The sequence below is a fragment of the Chelatococcus composti genome (genome assembly GCF_014201415.1).
GTDB lineage: Bacteria > Pseudomonadota > Alphaproteobacteria > Rhizobiales > Beijerinckiaceae > Chelatococcus_A > Chelatococcus_A composti.
The window spans coordinates 205,775-224,028 of record NZ_JACHEH010000003.1 but is presented as its reverse complement, the minus strand read 5'-3'; the positions used below and the strand labels follow the sequence as shown (position 1 = coordinate 224,028).

15 protein-coding genes are annotated in these 18,254 nt (G+C 68.7%); 5 read left to right on the top strand and 10 right to left on the bottom strand.

Features of this window, described 5'->3' with window-relative positions:
• Positions 1-94 precede the first annotated feature (94 nt).
• Positions 95-1,519, top strand: a complete 1,425-nt coding sequence (locus tag HNQ73_RS07295) for a glutamate synthase subunit beta (RefSeq protein ID WP_183333734.1) — start codon at positions 95-97, stop codon at positions 1,517-1,519.
• Positions 1,520-1,536: 17 nt separating this feature from the next.
• On the opposite strand, the gene HNQ73_RS07290 is transcribed toward HNQ73_RS07295, so the two are convergent.
• Both HNQ73_RS07290 and HNQ73_RS07285 read right to left on the bottom strand, forming a co-directional pair.
• Positions 1,537-2,730 (bottom strand): SGNH/GDSL hydrolase family protein, encoded by a 1,194-nt coding sequence (locus tag HNQ73_RS07290; protein WP_183333732.1) that lies wholly within the window; start codon positions 2,728-2,730, stop codon positions 1,537-1,539.
• A 43-nt stretch (positions 2,731-2,773) separates the two neighbouring features.
• Entirely contained in the window at positions 2,774-4,108 is a 1,335-nt protein-coding gene (locus tag HNQ73_RS07285; RefSeq protein WP_183333730.1) for a lytic murein transglycosylase, read from the bottom strand.
• 523 nt (positions 4,109-4,631) lie between these two features.
• Here HNQ73_RS07285 and galU point away from each other — a divergent pair.
• Positions 4,632-5,522: a UTP--glucose-1-phosphate uridylyltransferase GalU gene (galU, locus tag HNQ73_RS07280; protein WP_183333728.1), complete on the top strand. Its 891-nt coding sequence runs from the start codon at positions 4,632-4,634 to the stop codon at positions 5,520-5,522.
• Between the two features lie 37 nt (positions 5,523-5,559).
• Here galU and HNQ73_RS07275 read toward each other — a convergent pair whose 3' ends face one another.
• The gene (locus tag HNQ73_RS07275) at positions 5,560-6,930 is read right to left on the bottom strand and encodes an outer membrane beta-barrel protein (RefSeq protein WP_183333726.1); all 1,371 of its coding nucleotides are present in this window, start codon (positions 6,928-6,930) and stop codon (positions 5,560-5,562) included.
• Positions 6,931-7,267: 337 nt separating this feature from the next.
• Between HNQ73_RS07275 and HNQ73_RS07270 the strand changes: the two genes are divergently transcribed.
• Positions 7,268-8,278, top strand: a complete 1,011-nt coding sequence (locus tag HNQ73_RS07270; protein WP_183333725.1) for a KpsF/GutQ family sugar-phosphate isomerase — start codon at positions 7,268-7,270, stop codon at positions 8,276-8,278.
• Between the two features lie 201 nt (positions 8,279-8,479).
• The gene (locus HNQ73_RS07265) at positions 8,480-8,950 is read left to right on the top strand and encodes an aminoacyl-tRNA deacylase (protein WP_244649982.1); all 471 of its coding nucleotides are present in this window, start codon (positions 8,480-8,482) and stop codon (positions 8,948-8,950) included.
• Positions 8,951-8,968: 18 nt separating this feature from the next.
• Here the strand turns inward: HNQ73_RS07265 and HNQ73_RS07260 are convergent, their stop codons facing one another.
• The 3 genes from HNQ73_RS07260 to hemH all read right to left on the bottom strand — a co-directional run bounded on the left by HNQ73_RS07260 (position 8,969) and on the right by hemH (position 11,701).
• On the bottom strand, positions 8,969-9,433 hold the full coding sequence (locus tag HNQ73_RS07260; protein ID WP_183333724.1) for an NfeD family protein: 465 nt from the start codon (positions 9,431-9,433) through the stop codon (positions 8,969-8,971).
• Between the two features lie 12 nt (positions 9,434-9,445).
• Positions 9,446-10,453: an SPFH domain-containing protein gene (locus HNQ73_RS07255; RefSeq protein ID WP_183333723.1), complete on the bottom strand. Its 1,008-nt coding sequence runs from the start codon at positions 10,451-10,453 to the stop codon at positions 9,446-9,448.
• Between the two features lie 168 nt (positions 10,454-10,621).
• The gene (hemH, locus tag HNQ73_RS07250) at positions 10,622-11,701 is read right to left on the bottom strand and encodes a ferrochelatase (RefSeq protein WP_183333722.1); all 1,080 of its coding nucleotides are present in this window, start codon (positions 11,699-11,701) and stop codon (positions 10,622-10,624) included.
• Positions 11,702-11,917: 216 nt separating this feature from the next.
• Between hemH and HNQ73_RS07245 the strand changes: the two genes are divergently transcribed.
• Positions 11,918-13,444: a bifunctional metallophosphatase/5'-nucleotidase gene (locus HNQ73_RS07245; protein ID WP_183333721.1), complete on the top strand. Its 1,527-nt coding sequence runs from the start codon at positions 11,918-11,920 to the stop codon at positions 13,442-13,444.
• Between the two features lie 39 nt (positions 13,445-13,483).
• Here HNQ73_RS07245 and HNQ73_RS07240 read toward each other — a convergent pair whose 3' ends face one another.
• The 4 genes from HNQ73_RS07240 to HNQ73_RS07225 form a co-directional block, all read right to left on the bottom strand.
• Positions 13,484-14,716, bottom strand: a complete 1,233-nt coding sequence (locus HNQ73_RS07240) for a phenylacetate--CoA ligase family protein (protein WP_183333720.1) — start codon at positions 14,714-14,716, stop codon at positions 13,484-13,486.
• A gap of 69 nt (positions 14,717-14,785) precedes the next feature.
• On the bottom strand, positions 14,786-15,625 hold the full coding sequence (locus HNQ73_RS07235) for an ABC transporter ATP-binding protein (RefSeq protein ID WP_183333718.1): 840 nt from the start codon (positions 15,623-15,625) through the stop codon (positions 14,786-14,788).
• Between the two features lie 143 nt (positions 15,626-15,768).
• Positions 15,769-17,088: an ABC transporter substrate-binding protein gene (locus HNQ73_RS07230; protein WP_183333716.1), complete on the bottom strand. Its 1,320-nt coding sequence runs from the start codon at positions 17,086-17,088 to the stop codon at positions 15,769-15,771.
• A gap of 80 nt (positions 17,089-17,168) precedes the next feature.
• Positions 17,169-18,245, bottom strand: coding sequence for a branched-chain amino acid ABC transporter permease (locus HNQ73_RS07225; RefSeq protein WP_183333714.1), 1,077 nt, complete (start codon positions 18,243-18,245; stop codon positions 17,169-17,171).
• Positions 18,246-18,254 lie beyond the last annotated feature (9 nt).

The following is an 18,254-nucleotide window of genomic DNA, read 5'->3' as shown; positions in this document are numbered from 1 at the left end:
GTCCAGGCAGGATCTTTCTCCCAGCCGCTACGCGGCGGGCCAGCCCCTGCAAGGGGCCGGCGGGTCAGCGGCGCAAGGACTGGAAAACGAGACGATGGGCAAGGTAACGGGCTTTCTCGAATACGACCGGCAAGAGCAGAAGTACCAGCTCGCCGGCGACCGCGTTCGGCACTTCCGTGAATTCACGCTGCCGCTCGACGACAAGGACCTGCAGAAGCAGGCGGCCCGCTGCATGGATTGCGGCATCCCCTTCTGCCACGGGCCGACGGGTTGCCCCGTTCACAACCAGATCCCGGACTGGAACGACCTCGTCTACAACGACGACTGGGAGGAGGCCGCCCGCAACCTCCACTCCACCAACAACTTCCCCGAGTTCACCGGCCGCGTCTGCCCCGCCCCGTGCGAGGAGGCATGCACGCTGAACCTCGAGAACGTGCCCGTCACCATCAAGACCATCGAGCAGTCCATCGCCGACAAGGCGTGGGAGATGGGCTGGATCCGCCCCGAGCCGCCGGCCCGCCTCACGGGCAAGTCGGTGGCCATCGTCGGCTCCGGTCCTGCCGGCCTGGCTGCCGCCCAGCAGCTCGCCCGCGTCGGCCACGAGGTGCATGTCTATGAGCGGGAGCCGCGCGCCGGCGGCCTGCTGCGCTACGGCATCCCCGACTTCAAGATGGAGAAGCACCACATCGACCGGCGCGTGGCGCAGATGGAGGCCGAAGGGGTCGTCTTCCACTACGGCGTCAACATCGGCGTCGACAAGCCGTTCGACGAGCTGGTGAAGTCCTATGACGCCGTGCTGATGTGCGGCGGCGCAGAGCGCCCGCGCGACCCGCAGATCCCGGGCATGGACCTCGACGGCGTGCATTTCGCCATGCCCTTCCTCGTGCAGCAGAACCGCCGCAACGGCCGTGAGAACTTTCTGGACGACGCGCCGATCCTCGCTGGCGGCAAGGATGTCGTCGTCATCGGCGGTGGCGACACGGCCTCCGACTGCATCGGCACCGCCTTCCGCCAGGGGGCGCTCTCGGTGACGCAGCTCGACATCCGCCCCAAGCCGCCGGAGATGGAGGACAAGCTCACCGTCTGGCCCTACTGGCCGACAAAGCTGCGCACCTCCTCGAGCCAGGCGGAGGGCGCCGAGCGCGAATTCCAGGTCGCAACGCTCGCCATCGAGGGCAAGAAGGGGCGCGTCACCGGCGTGCGCTGCGCCCGCGTGGACGAGAAGCGCGTGCCGATCCCCGGCACGGAGTTCGTCCTCAAGGCCGACCTCGTCTTCATCGCCATCGGCTTCGCCGGCCCGGTGCACGAAGGCATGCTCCAGCAGGCGGGCGTCGCCCTCGACAAGCGGGGCAATGTCGCCGCCAGCGACCGGGACTACCGCACCTCGCAGGAGAAGGTTTTCTCGGCCGGTGACATGCGGCGCGGCCAGTCCCTTGTCGTCTGGGCCATCCGCGAGGGCCGTCAGGCCGCCCGCGCCATCGACGAATATCTGATGGGCTCCTCCGTCCTGCCGCGCTGAGGTGGCAGGCGCCGGCCTCAGGGCTGGCGCGGCCAGGAGAAGTCGTCGACGCGCCCCGGCTTCGGCTGCGGCACGTCGCCGAGCTCGAACACCCGCTCGGCTAGCTGGTCGACCTGCACCGGGCCCGTTGAGGCCGACACGAGCACGCCGCCGGGCGCCACATCCGGCCCCGTCAGCGGCAGGATGGGGCCGGCCACGGGCTTGCTCGACACCGAAATGAGACCGGCCGGCTCGGGCAGGCTCGGGATCGAGGCGTCGATCATGCGCTCGATGGGGTCGCGCGTGTCGAGGCCCGGCACGCCGTCGTGCAGGGGCAGCACGGCCTGCTGCACGACGGCGCGCGCCTCGATGAGCCGGCGCAGCACGAGCGCCGCAAAGTGCGCCGCCTTGCGGGCGCCGGCCTTGGTGAAGTGCACGCCGTCGTTAGTGCGCAGCCGCGCGTTCTGGCCGTTCACGTCGGGCCCGAAGGCCGAGAATCGCCCGTCGGCATCGAGAAATGCCTCCCAGATGTCGACATAGTGGCCGCCGGCCGCGGTCACACGGTCACGGAAGATCTCGTTGAGCGCCAGCATGTCGGCCGACAGCCGGTCTCCCTTCATGGGCGGAAGACCGACCCAGACGAGCGGGATCCGCTTCTCGGTGAAGGTGCGGATGATCTCGTCAACGCGCATGGCGTAAAGCGTCCGCCACTCGGGCGTGCCGTACTCGACCTCCCCCGCCGGCGTGCGGAAGGCCTGACGGTCGTTGGCGCCGATCATCATCACGGCGATCGACACGCGCTCGGGGTTGGCGACAATCTCCTGCGCGGCCTTCGGCCAGTCGTAGAAATCGCTGCGCACAAGCCCGCTGTCGCCCCTGGCGCGCGAATAGATCGCCACGTCGGCGGCATCAGCCAGCGTTTCAGCGAGGCCTTCCGTCAGCAGCTCGGCGAGGGAGTCGCCCATGACGACGACATAGGTATCCACCTCGACGCGCAGCGTGCGCTCGGCAACGCCGCGCTGCTCGCGCGCAGCCCGCGGCGCCGACTGGCGCGGGCGCGAGGCGGCCGGCCGGGAGCGCCGCGGCGCCTCTTGCACCTGCGCCGGAGGCTTCGGCTGGAAGATGCTGTTGAGGAAGCGCGTCAGCGGGTCCTGCTGCGCGTGCGCGACGGCCGCGGCGAAGATGCACCCGGCCGCGACGAATATGGCGACGATGATGCTGCGCGCCGGCATTGCCCTCGTTCCTCGCCCCGGCCGCGGCCGGGACGGGCGCATGTTACCGCGTCTGGCGGAGCAGCGCCAACAGCCGGCCGTCGGCGTGCCCGTCGGCGACGAGGCCGCGGCTCTCCTGGAAGGCGAAGATGGCATCGCGCGTATGCGAGCCGATGCGCCCGTCGATCTCGCCGATGTGATAGCCGTGGCGCACCAGGTGGCGCTGCAGCTCCTCCCGCTCGTGCTTGGCAAGAGGCACCTGGTCGGTCGGCCACGGCGCCTGGATCGGCGCCCCGCCGTAGAGCCGGTCGCCGAGATGGGCGACACCGAGGGCATAGGCGTCGGAGTTGTTGTAGCGCTTGATGACGTCGAAGTTCTTCGTCACCAGGAAGACCGGCCCGCGCGCCCCGGCCGGCAGGAAGAGCCGCGCCTCGCCCGCCGCCGGCAGCGGGCGCCCGTCCACCCGGCGCACGCCTTCTGCCGCCCAGTCGGCGAAGGATCTGGCCTGCCGCCCATAGCGGAAACCCGAAGGCACCTTGACCTCGAAGCCCCACGGCAGCCCCGGCTGCCAGCCGTTCTGCTTGAGGTAGTTGGCCGTGGAGGCCAGCGCATCAGGCACCGAGGTCCAGATGTCGCGCCGCCCGTCGCCGGTGAAGTCGACCGCGTAGCGCATGAAGCTTGACGGCATGAACTGCGTCTGGCCCATGGCGCCGGCCCACGAGCCTTCCATCCGGTCAGGCGTGATGTGCCCCTCTTGCAGGATGACGAGAGCCGTGAGCAGCTCGTTGCGGAAATAGTCACCGCGATACCTGGCCTCGGCGAGCGTCGCGAGTGCTCGCACGACATAGTGCGAGCCGGTGAAGCTGCCGAAATTCGTCTCCATGCCCCAGACGCCCATGACGACCTTGCGGTCGACGCCATAGGTGCGCTCGATGGCGTCGAGGGTCGAGGCCCACTCGCGCGTCAGGGGCGTGCCACGCTCCAGCCGGTTCTGCGAAACGGCTGAGGCGAGATATTCCCAGATCGGCTTGGAGAACTCAGCCTGCTTCCTGGTGAGCGCGATGACCTTCTCGTCCTGCGTCACGCCGGCGAAGGCCGCGTCGTAGACGGCGCGCGAGACGCCGCGGGCCTGTGCCTCCGGCCAAAGGGCAGCGACGAAGACGCGGAAGGACGGGGACGGCGTCCCCTCCCCACGGGAGATGCGGGCCGGGCTGCGCGGCGCCTCTGGCGTGAGCCTGTGCTCGGTCGGCGCATAGGGCGTGATGCTGCCGACGGACACCACCTCCGTCGAGGCGCACGCCCCAAGGGCGAGGCTGACGGCAAGTGCAGCGAGCGGCACGCGCCCCCCGCGGCTTGCGGTGGTGAAGTCCGTCTCCCCGTCCCTGCTGCCATGCCGCATGTCGGATCCCCGTTCAAAACGCGGCCGAAGCCGCCACGCCTACGCACTCGCTCCACTAGCTCGCGCCATATGGTTGCAAAAACGTTGACACCGGCCTCAGATGGCCGGTTGCCCGGCGAGCCTCCTCTCCCACGCGAGCGCCTGGGCAACGATCGTATCGAAGCCGTCGTACCGGGGCTCCCAGTCGAAAAAGGCACGGATGCGCGAAGCATCGGCCGTCGAGCACGACGACCCGCTCCCCCGCCTCCACGCGTTCGAGAACCATATGACTGCCGATGTAGCCGCCCCCGCCGGTCACCGCGACGCTCATGCCCCCATCCCCCCTCCCGCGCCTGGCTGTCGCGCGGGCGCCTTCTGCAGCCCGCGGAACTATTGACAGACCGGCAGCGTTCAGCCGTCAATCGCGTTACGCGATTGACACGTTCGCCGGTCAAGATCGGCGAGCATCTCGTGTGGGCACGGCCAGGGCAAGAGAGGGCGCCGGGCCGTGTTTCTCGTTGTGCCCTCCAGTCCTTGGGGTTCCATGAAGAAGCCGATCCGAAAGGCCGTATTTCCCGTCGCGGGCCTCGGCACCCGTTTTCTGCCCGCCACGAAGGCGATGCCGAAGGAAATGCTGACGGTGGTCGACCGCCCGGTTATCCAGCACGTGGTGGATGAGGCGCGAGCCGCCGGCATCGAGCACTTCGTCTTTGTGACGGGTCGAAACAAGGGCGTCATCGAGGACCATTTCGACAGCCAGTTCGAACTGGAGCGCACGCTCGAGGCGCGGGGCAAGACCAAGGAACTCGAGCAGCTGCGTCGTGACCTGCCGGGCCCCGGGCAGACCAGCTTCACCCGCCAGCAGGGGCCGCTCGGCCTCGGCCACGCCGTCTGGTGCGCGCGCGACATCGTCGGCGACGAACCCTTCGCCCTGCTCCTGCCCGACATGCTGCACCTCGGCGCGCGCCCCTGCCTGGCCGAGATGATCGAGGCCTACGAGGCCTACGCCACCGGCGGCAACATGATCGCCGTCTACGAGGTGCCGGCCGACCAGACGCACCAATACGGCATCACGGGCGTCGGCGAGCCCATTGGCAACGGCAAGGTCTATCCGATCACGCAGATGGTCGAGAAGCCGGCCAAGGGCACCGCCCCCTCCAATCTCGCCATCTCCGGGCGCTACATCCTGCAGCCGGAGATCTTCGATCTGCTCGCCAAGCAGGAGCGTGGCGCCGGCGGCGAGATCCAGCTCACCGACGCCATGATCACGCTGTCGAAGTCGCAGCCGTTCTTCGCCACCCGTTTCGACGGCGACATCTACGACTGCGGCTCCAAGCTGGGCTTCCTGGCGGCGAACGCCGCCTATGCACTGTCGCATCCCGAGCTCGGCGCCGACTACCGCCGCGAGCTCGAAGCCCTGCTGGCCAAGAAGTGATGCGGATGGCGGGCGCCGGCTGCCGGTGCCCGCCGCCCTACCGCTGCAGGCGCAGCCCGACGAGGAAGATGTTGGCCGTGTAGTCCTCACCGGGCGAGGAGCTGTCTAGCCGCTCGTGCGTGAAGCCGGCCCGCACGGCGAGCGTGCGCGTCAGCTTCCACTCGATCCCGAGGGCGCCGGTGAATTCCCTCTCCCTGAGGTCCACGCCCCTGTAGTCGCTCTCGCCAATGGTCGCCGAGGCCGTGAAGATGAGGTTGCGGCGCAGGGCGTGCTCCAGCGCCAGCGTAGCGCTGCGGTTCACGACGCCGCTCGATCCGGCGATGGTCGTCTCGCCGAGGGAGCTGGAGCCGGTGAGCCGCACGGTCGTCAGCGCCGACGGCCGCCAGATCAGCGACAGCTCGCCGATGGGGCCACGCAGGTCTGCAAGGCGCGGATCGTCATACTTGCGCACCTGGTGCCCGATCGCCGCCTCGCCGGTGATGAGACGCGTGATCTCGAAGGTCGTTCCGACGCGCGCGCCGAGGCCCCTGGACGACCGCTCAAAGCCGCCGGCGTTGAACCGCTCGTCATACTGCCTGCGGTCGACCAGCCCCTCGACGAAGGGCTCAAGGCCGGGGTGCACCTCGTAGCCCGCCCTGAGCCGCAGCCCGTATTCGTTGTAGTTGCGATAGCCCTGGTCAAGACGGCTACCGTCGGCAAACTCGGCATCGCCATAGACATTGCGCTCGACGGAGCCGGTCACGCCAAGCGCCAGACGGTTGAAGCGGTGCGTGGCGCCCAGCGATCCGCCATAGGAAACGATGGTCGGCTGATTGACGACCCCGCCCGGCAGGTTGGGGTTGTCGGAACGCTGCGTCGTCAGCGAGCCACGCCCCTCGATATTGATGGTGGTGTCCTGCGTGGCGTCGAGGCGCAGGTTGAGACGGGCATCCGCCTCAGGCCGGTCCGCCTTCTCGAGGGCCGGGAAGGCCCAGTAGGAGCCGCGCAGATGGCCGGTGAGCGCATGGCGCGACCAGTCGGACCGCACGGAAACCTCGCCGCGCGTGAGGATGGCTGCCGCCCCCTTCCCGGCACCGCCCTCGCGCCGTGGATTGCTGTCGTAGCCACCATCGATCTCGATCGAGGGAAAGACGGTCAGCGTGCCGAGTCGCAGGCCGAGCGGCCCCCACGGATCCTCCTCCTCGTCCGGCCGTGGCAACCGGGGCACGCTGCCGAGCGACAGCGGCTCGCCCGCGGAGAGCCCCTGCGACGGGCGCAGCGGGCTGCGCTCCAGCGAGACCGGCGCCCGCACCGGGCGATAGACGGGGGAAGGCGACGGGGCCTGCGGTGCCTCGGCGGGCGTCTCCAGCACGCCCGGCAGCGGCACCGCCCCGCCGCTGTCGTGGCCGGGCTGCACAGTGCCGCGCAACGAGAGAAACGACGCCCCCTCCTGGCCGTGTGCGGCCGGCCCTGCCAGAAGAATCGCACCGGCAGCGATGCACGCTGCGAGCGGCGCAGCGCCGCACCGGCGCGAGACTATGGGGGGGCACTGACGCAAATCGACGCTTTCCTGCAGCAGCAATGCGATGCGGCCGCCCTGGAGAGGCCTCCGGCAAGCGGCCAGCGTGGTTAATGGAGGCTAAAGCGACATGGTTAACGCCCGGTAACCCGGTGCGGGCTTCGCCTGCCGGCGCCTGCCGTGCTAAAGACCGCGCGAACAACCGGGCGCCTGACGCCAGGAGCAGGACAAGAACAGGATGATCACCATGACGAGCCTTGCAGCCCGCGACACCGGCACGACGCAGCGCAGGTCCGGGACGGCCGTGGCGTCGGCCCTGCGCACGCTGTCGAGCGAGCGGTCCGGGCTCGAGGCGCTGATCGCGGCGCTTGAAAGGGAGCTGGCCGGCCCCTTCGAGGCCGCCGTCAACACGATCTCGGGGGCGCGTGGCCGCGTCATCGTGACCGGCATGGGCAAGTCCGGCCACATCGGCCGCAAGATCGCCGCTACCATGGCCTCCACAGGCACGCCCGCCTATTTCGTCCACCCCAGCGAGGCGAGCCACGGCGATCTCGGCATGATCCAGACGGACGACGCCATTCTCGCCCTCTCCTGGTCGGGCGAGACGGCGGAGCTTTCCGACATCATCGGCTATGCCAAGCGCTTCCGCGTGCCGCTCATCGCCTTCACGTCGAGCGCGCAGTCGACGCTCGGCCGTGAGGCCGACGTGTGCCTGGCACTGCCCAAGGCGAGCGAGGCCTGCCCGAACGGGCTCGCCCCCACGACCTCCACCACGATGCAGCTCGCCCTCGGCGACGCACTGGCCATCGCCCTGCTCGAGAGCCGCGGCTTCTCGGCGCAGGATTTCCGCATCTATCACCCGGGCGGCAAGCTGGGCGCGCAGCTCAAATTCGTGCGCGACATCATGCACACCGGCGAGCGGCTGCCGATCGTGCGCCGCGGCACCTCGATGGCCGATGCGATCGTCGAGACGAGCGCCAAGGGCTTTGGCTGCGTGCTGGTGACGGAGGACGACGGCCGACTCGTCGGGATCGTCACCGACGGTGACCTGCGCCGTCACATGAACCCCTCGCTGCTCGCCCAGCGGGTGGAGGAGGTGATGAACCCCACGCCCAAGTCCGTCGCGCCGGAGACGCTGCTCGGCGAAGCGCTGGAAGTCGTGGAGCGGATGAAGGTCGGCGCCCTCGTGGTCGCCGAGAACGGGCGCGCGGTCGGCATCATCCACGTGCTCGACCTCCTGCGCGCCGGCGCTGCCTGAGGGTCCGGGCGCCGTCAGGCCGCCCGATCGTGCTTTCCGCGCCGGACCCCAGACGGTATGATCCTCTCCAGGAGCCGGGGGGCCGCCCGTCGGGCGGCGCGGCCAACATCATCGTCGTCACAGGCCCCGCAAGGCCGTGGCGGACAACATCGCGTCGGTCCCGAGCGGGGTGAAGGCCCGCCCGCGAAGGGAGAACGCGTCATGTCCACAGCACCACGGCTCGAACACTACCTGTCGCGCAGCGGCGTCACCTACGACCTCATGCGCCACGAACCCACCGCCACCTCGATGCGCACGGCGAAGGCCTGCGAGGTGCCCGCCGACATGATCGCTAAGGCGGTCGTGCTGAAGGACAGGGCCGGCTACATGCTGGCCGTGCTGCCCGCCTCGCGGCACCTCAGCCTTCGTGCCGTCAGCGAGATGCTCGACGAGGAGATCGAGCTCGCCCACGAGGCGGAGATCGAGCGCCTCTTTCCCGATTGTGCGCGCGGCGCGGTGCCCCCGCTCGGCGCCGCTTACGGCATGCCGATGATCGTCGACGAGACGCTGGCCAACCTCTCGGAGATCTATTTCGAGGCGGGCGACCACGAGACGATCGTCCGCATGTCCGGGCGGGACTTCCGTCAGCTCGCCGGCCGGGCGCGGCACGGCCGCATCTGCCTGCAGCAGTGACTCCCTGGCGACGGCGCCTCAGGCGCCGCCGTCCCCGTCCGGCACGACGACGAGATTGGCCCCGTCGATGCCCGTGACGGTGACCCGCGTCCCTGCCGGACAATCCTGCCCCACGACACGCCAGACGCTGTCGTCGACGCGCACCCAGCCTTCGCCGCCCGTGATGGGGGCGTCGAGCGTGAAGCGGCGGCCGACGAGCGCCGCCCCGCGCCGGTTGAGGAAGGGCTGCTCGGCCTCGTGCACGCCGCGCCGACGGGTGGCGAGGCGGCCCGCGACGACACTCACCACGGACAGCAGCGCGAAGATGATGGCGCTCGTCTGCCACGACAGGTCGAACACGGCGTCGAGCAGACCCGTCACGATGGCGGCGAGGCCGAACCAGATGAGGAATACCCCCGGCGCCAAGAGCTCGAGCGCAGCGAGCAGCAAGCCCAGCACAACCCAGCTCCACGGCCCGAGGGCCACGATCGCATCGCGGATCATATCCGCCTCCCGTCAGGCCGGCCCGCCCGCGCCAGGGCCGCCGCTCGCCGGCACACTGCCACGGCGGGCGCTCTGGAGCTGCCGCGCCGCGGCAGTGCCAGTCCCCCCCTCGCCGAAGACCGTCTTGGTGATCTCGCCGAGACCGGCGAGCGTGCCGACGACACTCGCCGCCTCAATCGGCACCACCACCACCTTCTGGTTGGGCGCGGCTGCGAGGCCCTTGAGCGCATCGACATATTTTTCGGCGACGAGGAAGTTCGCAGCGGCAAGGTCGCCCTGGGCGATGGCCTCGCTGACGAGCGCGGTCGCCCTGGCCTCGGCCTCGGCCAGGCGCTCGCGCGCCTCCGCGTCTCGGAAGGCGGCTTCCTTGCGGCCCTCGGCGGCGAGGATCTGCGCCTGCTTCTCGCCCTCCGCACGCAGGATCTGCGCCTGGCGCTCGCCCTCGGCCTCGAGGATGCTGGCGCGCTTCTCGCGCTCGGCCTTCATCTGCCTGGCCATGGCATCGGCGAGGTCTGCGGGCGGCAGGATGTCCTTGATCTCGATGCGCGTCACCTTGACGCCCCAGGGCGAGGCCGCGGCATCCATGACGCGCAACAGCCGCTCGTTGATCTCGTCACGGTGCGACAGGAGCTGGTCGAGGTCCATCGAGCCGACGACGGTGCGGATGTTGGTCATCGTCAGCGTCAGCAGCGCCTGCGACAGGTCCGCCACCTCGTAGGAGGCCCGCGCCGCGTCCAGCACCTGGAAGAACGAGACGGCATCGATCCTGACGGTGGCGTTGTCCTTGGTGATGGCCTCCTGGCTCGGCACGTCGAGCACCTGCTCCATCATGTTCACCTTGTGCCCGATGGTTTCGATGAAGGGCACGATGAGGCCAAGCCCGGGGCCCAGCGAGCGCGAGTAGCGGCCGAAACGCTCCACCGTGTAGGCGTAGCCCTGCGGCACGGTCCGCACGCCGAGCGCGATCGTCAGGACGACGAGACCGACGAGAACGACGACGAAGATATCGAAACCGAACATGATGCCCCCTCTCACGCGGAGCCCCGGCGCAATACGTTGCCGCCGCGCGCACACGGATACGGCGGCGGCGCTTCATATCACATCCGGATGCGTGCAGGACCGCAAGCGACAGGCCTCACCTGCCGACGGAGCGGCAGGATGTGTCGCGGTGCCGCGCGAGACCGGCCGTCAGATCCAGCCTTGCAGCTCGCGCCTCACGATGTGCTCGATGACGCGCATGCCCTCGGGCGAGTCGTTGAGGCAGGGGATGGCCGCGAAGTGCTCACCGCCGTGCTCGCGGAAGATCTCGGCGTTCTCGCCGGCGATCTCCTCCAGCGTCTCGAGACAGTCGGCCGAAAAGCCCGGCGTGATGACGGCGAGGCGCTTGACGCCCTTCTCGGCAAGGCCCTTCACCGTCATGTCCGTGTAGGGCTGCAGCCATTCGGCCCGCCCGAAACGCGACTGGAAGGTGAGCAGCAGCCGCTCCGGCGGCAGACCGAGGGCCTCGCGCATGAGCCGCACCGTCTTCTGGCACTGGCAGTGATAGGGATCGCCCTTCAGGTGATAGTCCTTCGGCACGCCGTGGAAGGAGGCGATGATGATCTCCGGCTCGAACGGGAGCTTCGCGAGTTCCGCCTTCAGGCTGTCCACCACCGCGCCGATGTAGACGGGATCGTCGTGATAGGGCGGTGAGACGCGGATGGTCGGCTGCCAGCGCATGCGCATCAGCGCCTCGAAGGCCTTGTCACAGGCGGTGGCCGTGGTCGCCGCCGCATACTGCGGATAGAGCGGCACGAGCAGGATGCGGTCGCAGCCCGCACGCTGCAGCGCCTCGAGCCGCTCCTTGATGCTCGGGTTGCCGTAGCGCATGGCCCAGTCGACGACAATGCGCCCCTCCTCCCCGCCAGGCAGGGAAGCGAGCCTCTGCGCCAGCTTCTCGGCCTGCGAGCGCGTGATGGTCTTCAGGGGCGACTCGTTGCGTTCCCTGTTCCAGATCGTCTCGTAGTCCCTGCCCTTGCGGGCGGGGCGCGTCGTCAGGATGACGCCGTTGAGCAGCGGCCACCACAGGATGCGCGGCGTCTCGATGACACGCCTGTCGGAGAGGAACTCCTTGAGGTAGCGGCGCATCGACCAGTAGTCGGTGGCATCGGGCGTGCCGAGGTTGAGCAGCAGCACACCGATGCGCCCGACCGCGACAGGCTGATGATCGGCAGGAAGGCGCACAGCGCGGGACGCCGCTTCGCTCAAGGACACTGTTTCGCTCTCCATTCGTTGCTCGCACAGGCGCGACAGGCCTCATGTAGACACCTTTCGCCGCCTGTCCAATATACCCGCGCCACGCGCCGGCGGACCGATCGCCGCACATGGGCGGATATCCGACTTGCGGCGACATCTCCACCGCTTGCTGGCCGCAGCGCGGCCCGACATCATGCGGCCGCGCCCACACATCCTCCCGCAAGGTGCCACCGGTTGTTGGAGCCTGCCATGAGTCCCATCTCCCGTCGCCAGACCCTGCGCCTCGGCGTGACTGCCGGCCTCGCAGCTGCCACGCTGACCACGGGCGCCGATGCAGCACCGCCGCCGACAAGCTTCACCCTGCTGCTCGTCAATGACATCTACAAGATGAACGAGGACAAGGGGCGTGGCGGCTTCCCGCGCCTCGCCGCGATCGTGAAGGCCGAGCGGGCGCGTGGCGTGCCCATGCTCTTCTGCCATGCCGGAGACTGCTTCTCGCCCTCACTGATGTCCGGCTTCGATCAGGGCGCCCACATCGTCGCGCTGACCAACATGATCAAGCCGGATGTCTTCGTGCCCGGCAACCACGAGTTCGACTTCGGCAAGGATGTCTATTTCGCCCGCCTGCGCGAGGCGGAGTTCCCCTTCTTCGCGGCCAACATGCGCGACGCCGCTGGCCAGCCGCTGCCCGGCCACCGCGACAGCGCCATCTTCGACCTCGGCGGCGTCAGGGTGGGTGTCGTCGGCCTCATCCTCGACAACGTGCCGCAGATGTCCAGCCCCGGCGACATCACCTTCCTGCCGGTGATGGACACGCTGCGCAGGGAAGCGAAGAAGCTGCGCGAGGAGGGGGCGGACCTCGTCGTCGCCGTCACCCACACCGACCGGGCGATGGACTTCGAGATCGTGCGCTCGCGCCTCGTAGACGTGCTGCTCACCGGCCACGACCACGACCTCGCCATCGGCTTCGACGGCAAGACCGTGATGGTGGAATCGAACGAGGAGGGCAACTACGTCACCGCCATCGACTTCACCGCCACCGTGACCGGCGAGGGCAAGGACCGCAAGGTGACGTGGACCCCGACATTCCGCGTCAACGATTCCCGCACCGTTGAGCCCGATCCGGAGGTGCTGGCGGTCGTCGCGCGCTACGAGGCGGAACTGTCCAAGGAACTCGACGTCACGGTCGCCACGCTCGCCGCCCCCCTCGACAGCCGCACCGCCATCGTCCGCTCGCAGGAGGCGGCCATCGGCGATCTCATCGCCGACGCCATGCGCGCCGCGTCGGGTGCCGACATCGCCATCACCAATGGCGGCGGCATCCGCGGCAACAAGCAGTATCCGGCCGGCCACCAGCTGACGCGCCGCGACATCCTCACCGAGCTGCCGTTTGGCAACCGCACCGTCGTGACCCGTATCACCGGCAAGGAGGTGAAGGCCGCGTTGGAAAACGGCTTTTCGCAGATGGAGCAGCGCGCCGGCCGCTTCCCGCAGGTGTCGGGACTGAAGGTGACGGTAGCTCCCGGCCGCCCCGCCGGCAGCCGCGTCGTCGCCGTGACGGTGGACGGAGCACCCATCCAGGACGACCGGACCTACACGGTCGCCACCAACGACTTCATGCTTCGGGGCGGCGACGGCTACACGATGCTGGCGGCGGGCGTGAAAGGCGGCGATCTCGACGTCGCCGGAAAGCTGACGGCGAATGACGTGATGGTCTACGCCCGCAAGCTCGGCACCATCGACCTCAAGCCCGAAGGGCGCATCGTCTTCCAGTAGCCGAGGTCAGGGCGCCCGGCCTCCCGCGCCCTGCGCCGGCTAGTTGTACTTGCGCTCGTCGGCAATGACCTTGCCGTCGTTGGGCAGCGCGCCGGGCGCGACCACCACGACACCGCCCCTCAGCTTCGTCACCGCCTGCAGCGTCCCGGCCACGGCCGCCGTATCGACGAGGTCGGCGTTGGCCGCCTCGGCGTGCAGCGTCATCACGTCCATCTCGTTCTCGCGCGTGACGACGAGGCGCAGCTTGCCGAGCTCCGGGTGGCGGCGGCCGACCTCGGCCACCTGCTCCGGCCGCACGAACATGCCCTTCACCTTCGTCGTCTGGTCGGCGCGCCCCAGCCAGCCCCGGATGCGCTGATTGGTGCGTCCGCACGGGCTCGTCCCGGGCATGATGGCGGACAGATCGCCGAGCGCCAGGCGCAGAATGGGGCGATGCGGATCAAGCAAGGTGACGACCACCTCGCCCACCTCGCCTTCCGCCACCGGGTCGCCGGTGCCCGGCCGCACGATCTCGACAATGATATCCTCGTTGACGACGAGGCCCTCGCGAGCCGGCGTCTCGTAGGCGATGGCCCCGCACTCGGCCACCGCATAGAGCTGGTAGCCTTCGATGCCGCGCTCGGCGAAAGCCTTCTGCAGCGACGCCGGAAAGGCGGCCCCCGATACCACCGCCCGGCGCAGCGAGGAGGTGTCGAGTCCGGCCGCATCGGCCGCCTCGAGCAGGACCTTCAGGAAATCGGGGGTGCCGGTGTAGGCGGTGGGACGGTACGCAGCCATGACCTGCAGCTGTTGCTCGGTATTCCCCGGCCCGGCAGGAATGACGGCACAGCCAAGCGCCCGTGCGCCGGAATCGAGGATGAAGCCGCCCGGCGTCAGGTGATAGGAGAAGGTGTTGAGCACCACGTCACCCTCGCGGAAGCCGGCGGCGTGAAGCGCCCGCGCCGTGCGCCACGGGTCGGCCTGCACCCCTTCCGGCTCGAAGATCGGCCCGGGCGACGCGAAAAGCCTGCCGAAGCTGCCCGGCGCGTCAGCGACATAGCCGCCGAAGGGCGGCGCCGCGCTCTGCAGGGCCGGCAGGTCGGACTTGCGCAGCACCGGCAGGCTCGCCAGCGCCTCGCGGCTCGTGATGTCGAGCGGCTGTACGCCGGCCAGATGCGCTGCCCAGCCGGGCGCCTGCATCGCCTTGGCGACGATCGTCGGCAGATGGGCGAGAAGCTCCGCCTCCCGCGCCGCCGGGTCGCGCGTCTCGCGATGGTCGTAGAAATCCTTCATCGGTCCTCTCAGCGGCGGTCGGGTGCATGGCGCGGGAAGGAGCGGTCCCGCCCGCGTCCCTCCTTCGCCCTACATCAGCCAGCGTTTGCGGCGCTTGTAGCTCTTCACCTCGCGGAAGGACTTGCGCTCGCCCTCGCCGATGCCGAGGTAGAATTCCTTGACGTCCTCGTTCTCCCTGAGCGAGGCGGCGTCGCCGTCCATCACGATGCGCCCCGTCTCCATGATGTAGCCGTAGGTGGCATAGCGCAGGGCGATGTTGGTGTTCTGCTCAGCAAGGAGGAAGGACACCCCCTCCTTGGCGTTGAGATCCTTCACGATCTCGAAGATCTCCTCCACCACCTGCGGCGCCAGGCCCATCGACGGCTCGTCAAGGAGGATCATCTTCGGCCGGGACATGAGCGCGCGGCCGATGGCGCACATCTGCTGCTCGCCGCCGGACGTATAGCCCGACATGGAATTGCGGCGCTGCCGGAGGCGCGGGAAATATTCGTAGACCATCTCCATATCGCGCCGGATGGCGGCCGCCCCGTCGCGGCGCGTGAAGGCACCGGTCAGCAGGTTCTCCTCGATGGTGAGGTGGCCGAAGCAGTGACGCCCCTCCATCACCTGGATGCAGCCGCGCCGCACCAGCTCGTTCGGCGTCATGCGGTCGACACGCTCGCCGTCGAACACGATGGAGCCCTTCGTCACCTCGCCGCGTTCGGCCCGCAGCAGGTTGGACACGGCCTTGAGCGTCGTCGTCTTGCCGGCACCGTTGGCGCCGAGCAGCGCCACGATGCCGCCGCGCGGCACCGAGAGGGACACCCCCTTCAGCACCAGGATGACGTGGTCGTAGATCACCTCGATGTTATTGACCGAGAGGATCGTGTCGGTCCCCGCCTCAGCGGCGGGCACGGCTGCGATGCTCATGCTCGTTCCCTCGTCTCCCTCTCGCGGAGGGGATCGGCCGGGGCGGGCGGAGCAGGATGCCCCCGCCCGGCCCCGTTACCCGCTCCCCTCCCCCAGGCGGGGAAGGGGATCGCTGCCAGACGCTCCCAGGGAGCGTCCGGTTCTCACGACTGCTTGTCGCAGGGCTCCGTGCGCTTCGGCCAGCCGGTGCTCTTCTCGGCATAGTCCCTGGCGGCGGCCTCGAGCAGCGGCTTGACGCGGTCGGCCATCGGCTCGATGGGTTCGGAGATCTTCACCCACTTCTCGCCGTCCCACTGCTGCATGAAGGCCGGACGGTGGCCGTTATGGTCCGTGCAGGTGAGCTTGATGGGGCCGGCGAAGCCCTCGAGCCCCAGCTCCTTCAGGCGGGCCTCGTCGATGTTGAGCGTCTCCAGGCCGCGGCGCACGTCCTCGCCCGTCACCACCGTCTTGCCGGTGAGCTTCTGGGCGTTGCGGATGCCCTCGGCGATCAGCATCGAGTTGTAGACGCCGCGGTTGTAGAGCACCTCACCCACGCTGTTCTTCGGCGCCTGGCTGAGGCCCTTGTCGACGACGAGCTTCTGGATGTCCTGCAGGGCCGGGAAGTCCGTGCCCACCGCATGCCAGTTGAGCGTCTTGAAGCCCTTGCCGCCGGGCCCCGCCGAGCGCATGTCGTCATCGCCCGGCCACCAGATGGAGATGAACTTCTCCATGGGGTAGTTGATCTTCGCCGCTTCCTTCACGGCGGTCGGGTTGAGGGCGCCCCAGCCGTACAGCACCATGTAGTCGGGCCGGTCGCGGCGCACGCTCAGCCACTGCGACGACTGGTTCTGCATGCTGTCGGCCGGCACGGGATAGAGCTTGAGCTCGAAGCCGAGATCGCGCGCGAGCTGGTCGAACAGCGGCAGGGGCTCGCGGCCGAAACCCGCGTCGAGATAGATGTAGCCGATCTTTTTGCCCTTGAGCTTGTCGAGCCCGCCCTCCTGCTCGCCGATGTACTTGATGATCATCGACAGGCCGTCCCAGTACGTGTTCGGCGGGTTGAAGATCCACGGGAAGGTCTCGCCATCCGCCGAGGCCGAGAGGCCATAGGCCATGGACAGGATCGGGATCTTGTCGACGGCCGCGCGCGGGATGAGCGGCAGGGTGATGCCCGTCGACCACGGGTTGATCATCACCGGGTTCTTGCCCTTCACGGCCTCGTAACACTCGACGCCCTTCTTGGTGTCGTAGCCGGTCTCGCACTCCTCGAGGATGAGCTTGGCACCGCCGATGCCCCCGTCGCGCTCGTTGAGCATCGTGAGATAGTCGCGCATGCCGTTGGCGATGGGGATGCCCGAACCGGAGAAGGGGCCGGTGCGGTAGGTGAACAGCGGCACGTAGATCGAGTCCTGTGCCTTCGCCGGCAACGCAAAGGCCGATGCCACGATCGCGGTCGCCAGGATGGTGGAAAGCTTGCGCACCATGTTTCGTTTCCTCCCGTTGAAGCGCCCCGCATCACACGCGGCGCCCGTCCGTTGTCCGGCTCGTTCCCGGCCCTCCCGCGCTAGTAGGGGAAAGGCCAGACCCTGAGCTTCTGCTTGCCCGTCTGCCAGAGCCGCGCCAGTCCGTGCGGCTCGACAATCAGGAAGACGATGATGAGCGCGCCGACGATCATGAACGTCAGGTGCTCGACCGTGGCCGCCCCGATGTCGAGGCCGACGAGGGACGGCGCGCCGCGCAGCACGATCGGCAGGATGTAGATGAGCGCGGCCCCGAAGAAGGAACCGATGAGACTGCCGAGCCCGCCGATGATCACCATGAAGAGGATCAGGAAGGACTGATTGATGGAGAAGACCTCCGGCTCGGCGCCCCCGTACCAGAGGAAGACCATCAGCGCCCCGGCCACGCCGCAGTAGAAGGACGAGACGGCGAAGGCCAGCAGCTTCGTCGGCAGCAGCTTGATGCCCATGAGTTCGGCCGCAATGTCCATGTCGCGCACCGCCATCCACGAGCGGCCGATGCGGCCGTGGACGAGGTTGGACGCGATCCACGTCAGCAGGATGACGAGGCCGAGCACGACATAGTAGCGCATCTCGGGCGAGGCGTTGGGCCCCGTCACGGGGATGCCGAAGAGGGTCCGCGTCGGCACCTCGATCGCCCCCGAGACGTTGTAGTTGTAGAGCCACGGGATGCGGATGAAGCACCACTGCAGGAAGAACTGCGCGGCGAGCGTCGCGACCGCCAGGTAAAAACCCTTGATGCGCAGCGACGGCAGGCCGAAGAACACACCCACCGCCGCCGAGAACAGGCCCGAGGCGAAGATCCAGACGATGATGTTCACCTCGGGGAAGATCGTCGTCAGCTTGTAGCAGGCAAAGGCGCCGACCCCCATGAAGCCCGCCGTGCCGAGCGACAGCAGCCCGGTGTAACCCGTCAGCAGGTTGAGCCCGATCGACGCCAGCGCGAAGACGAGGAACGGGATCATCACCACCGACAGGAAGAAGGCGTTCCCCACGAGAGGGATGACGACAAGGGCGAGCGCAAGGATGATGGCGATCCCGATCTTGTCCTGCAGGATCGGGAACACCGCCATGTCTGCGGCGTAGTTCGTCTTGAACTGGCCTGCTTCGCGGTAGAACACGGATGCCGC

Excerpts from the sequence above, each read along its gene's own strand:
- HNQ73_RS07295 (WP_183333734.1), top strand. The coding sequence starts at position 95 with ATGGGCAAGGTAACGGGCTTTCTCGAATACGACCGGCAAGAGCAGAAG.
- HNQ73_RS07290 (WP_183333732.1), bottom strand. The coding sequence starts at position 2,730 with ATGCCGGCGCGCAGCATCATCGTCGCCATATTCGTCGCGGCCGGGTGC.
- HNQ73_RS07285 (WP_183333730.1), bottom strand. The coding sequence starts at position 4,108 with ATGCGGCATGGCAGCAGGGACGGGGAGACGGACTTCACCACCGCAAGC.
- galU (WP_183333728.1), top strand. The coding sequence starts at position 4,632 with ATGAAGAAGCCGATCCGAAAGGCCGTATTTCCCGTCGCGGGCCTCGGC.
- HNQ73_RS07270 (WP_183333725.1), top strand. The coding sequence starts at position 7,268 with ATGACGAGCCTTGCAGCCCGCGACACCGGCACGACGCAGCGCAGGTCC.
- HNQ73_RS07265 (WP_244649982.1), top strand. The coding sequence starts at position 8,480 with ATGTCCACAGCACCACGGCTCGAACACTACCTGTCGCGCAGCGGCGTC.
- HNQ73_RS07260 (WP_183333724.1), bottom strand. The coding sequence starts at position 9,433 with ATGATCCGCGATGCGATCGTGGCCCTCGGGCCGTGGAGCTGGGTTGTG.
- HNQ73_RS07255 (WP_183333723.1), bottom strand. The coding sequence starts at position 10,453 with ATGTTCGGTTTCGATATCTTCGTCGTCGTTCTCGTCGGTCTCGTCGTC.
- hemH (WP_183333722.1), bottom strand. The coding sequence starts at position 11,701 with ATGGAGAGCGAAACAGTGTCCTTGAGCGAAGCGGCGTCCCGCGCTGTG.
- HNQ73_RS07245 (WP_183333721.1), top strand. The coding sequence starts at position 11,918 with ATGAGTCCCATCTCCCGTCGCCAGACCCTGCGCCTCGGCGTGACTGCC.
- HNQ73_RS07240 (WP_183333720.1), bottom strand. The coding sequence starts at position 14,716 with ATGAAGGATTTCTACGACCATCGCGAGACGCGCGACCCGGCGGCGCGG.
- HNQ73_RS07235 (WP_183333718.1), bottom strand. The coding sequence starts at position 15,625 with ATGAGCATCGCAGCCGTGCCCGCCGCTGAGGCGGGGACCGACACGATC.
- HNQ73_RS07230 (WP_183333716.1), bottom strand. The coding sequence starts at position 17,088 with ATGGTGCGCAAGCTTTCCACCATCCTGGCGACCGCGATCGTGGCATCG.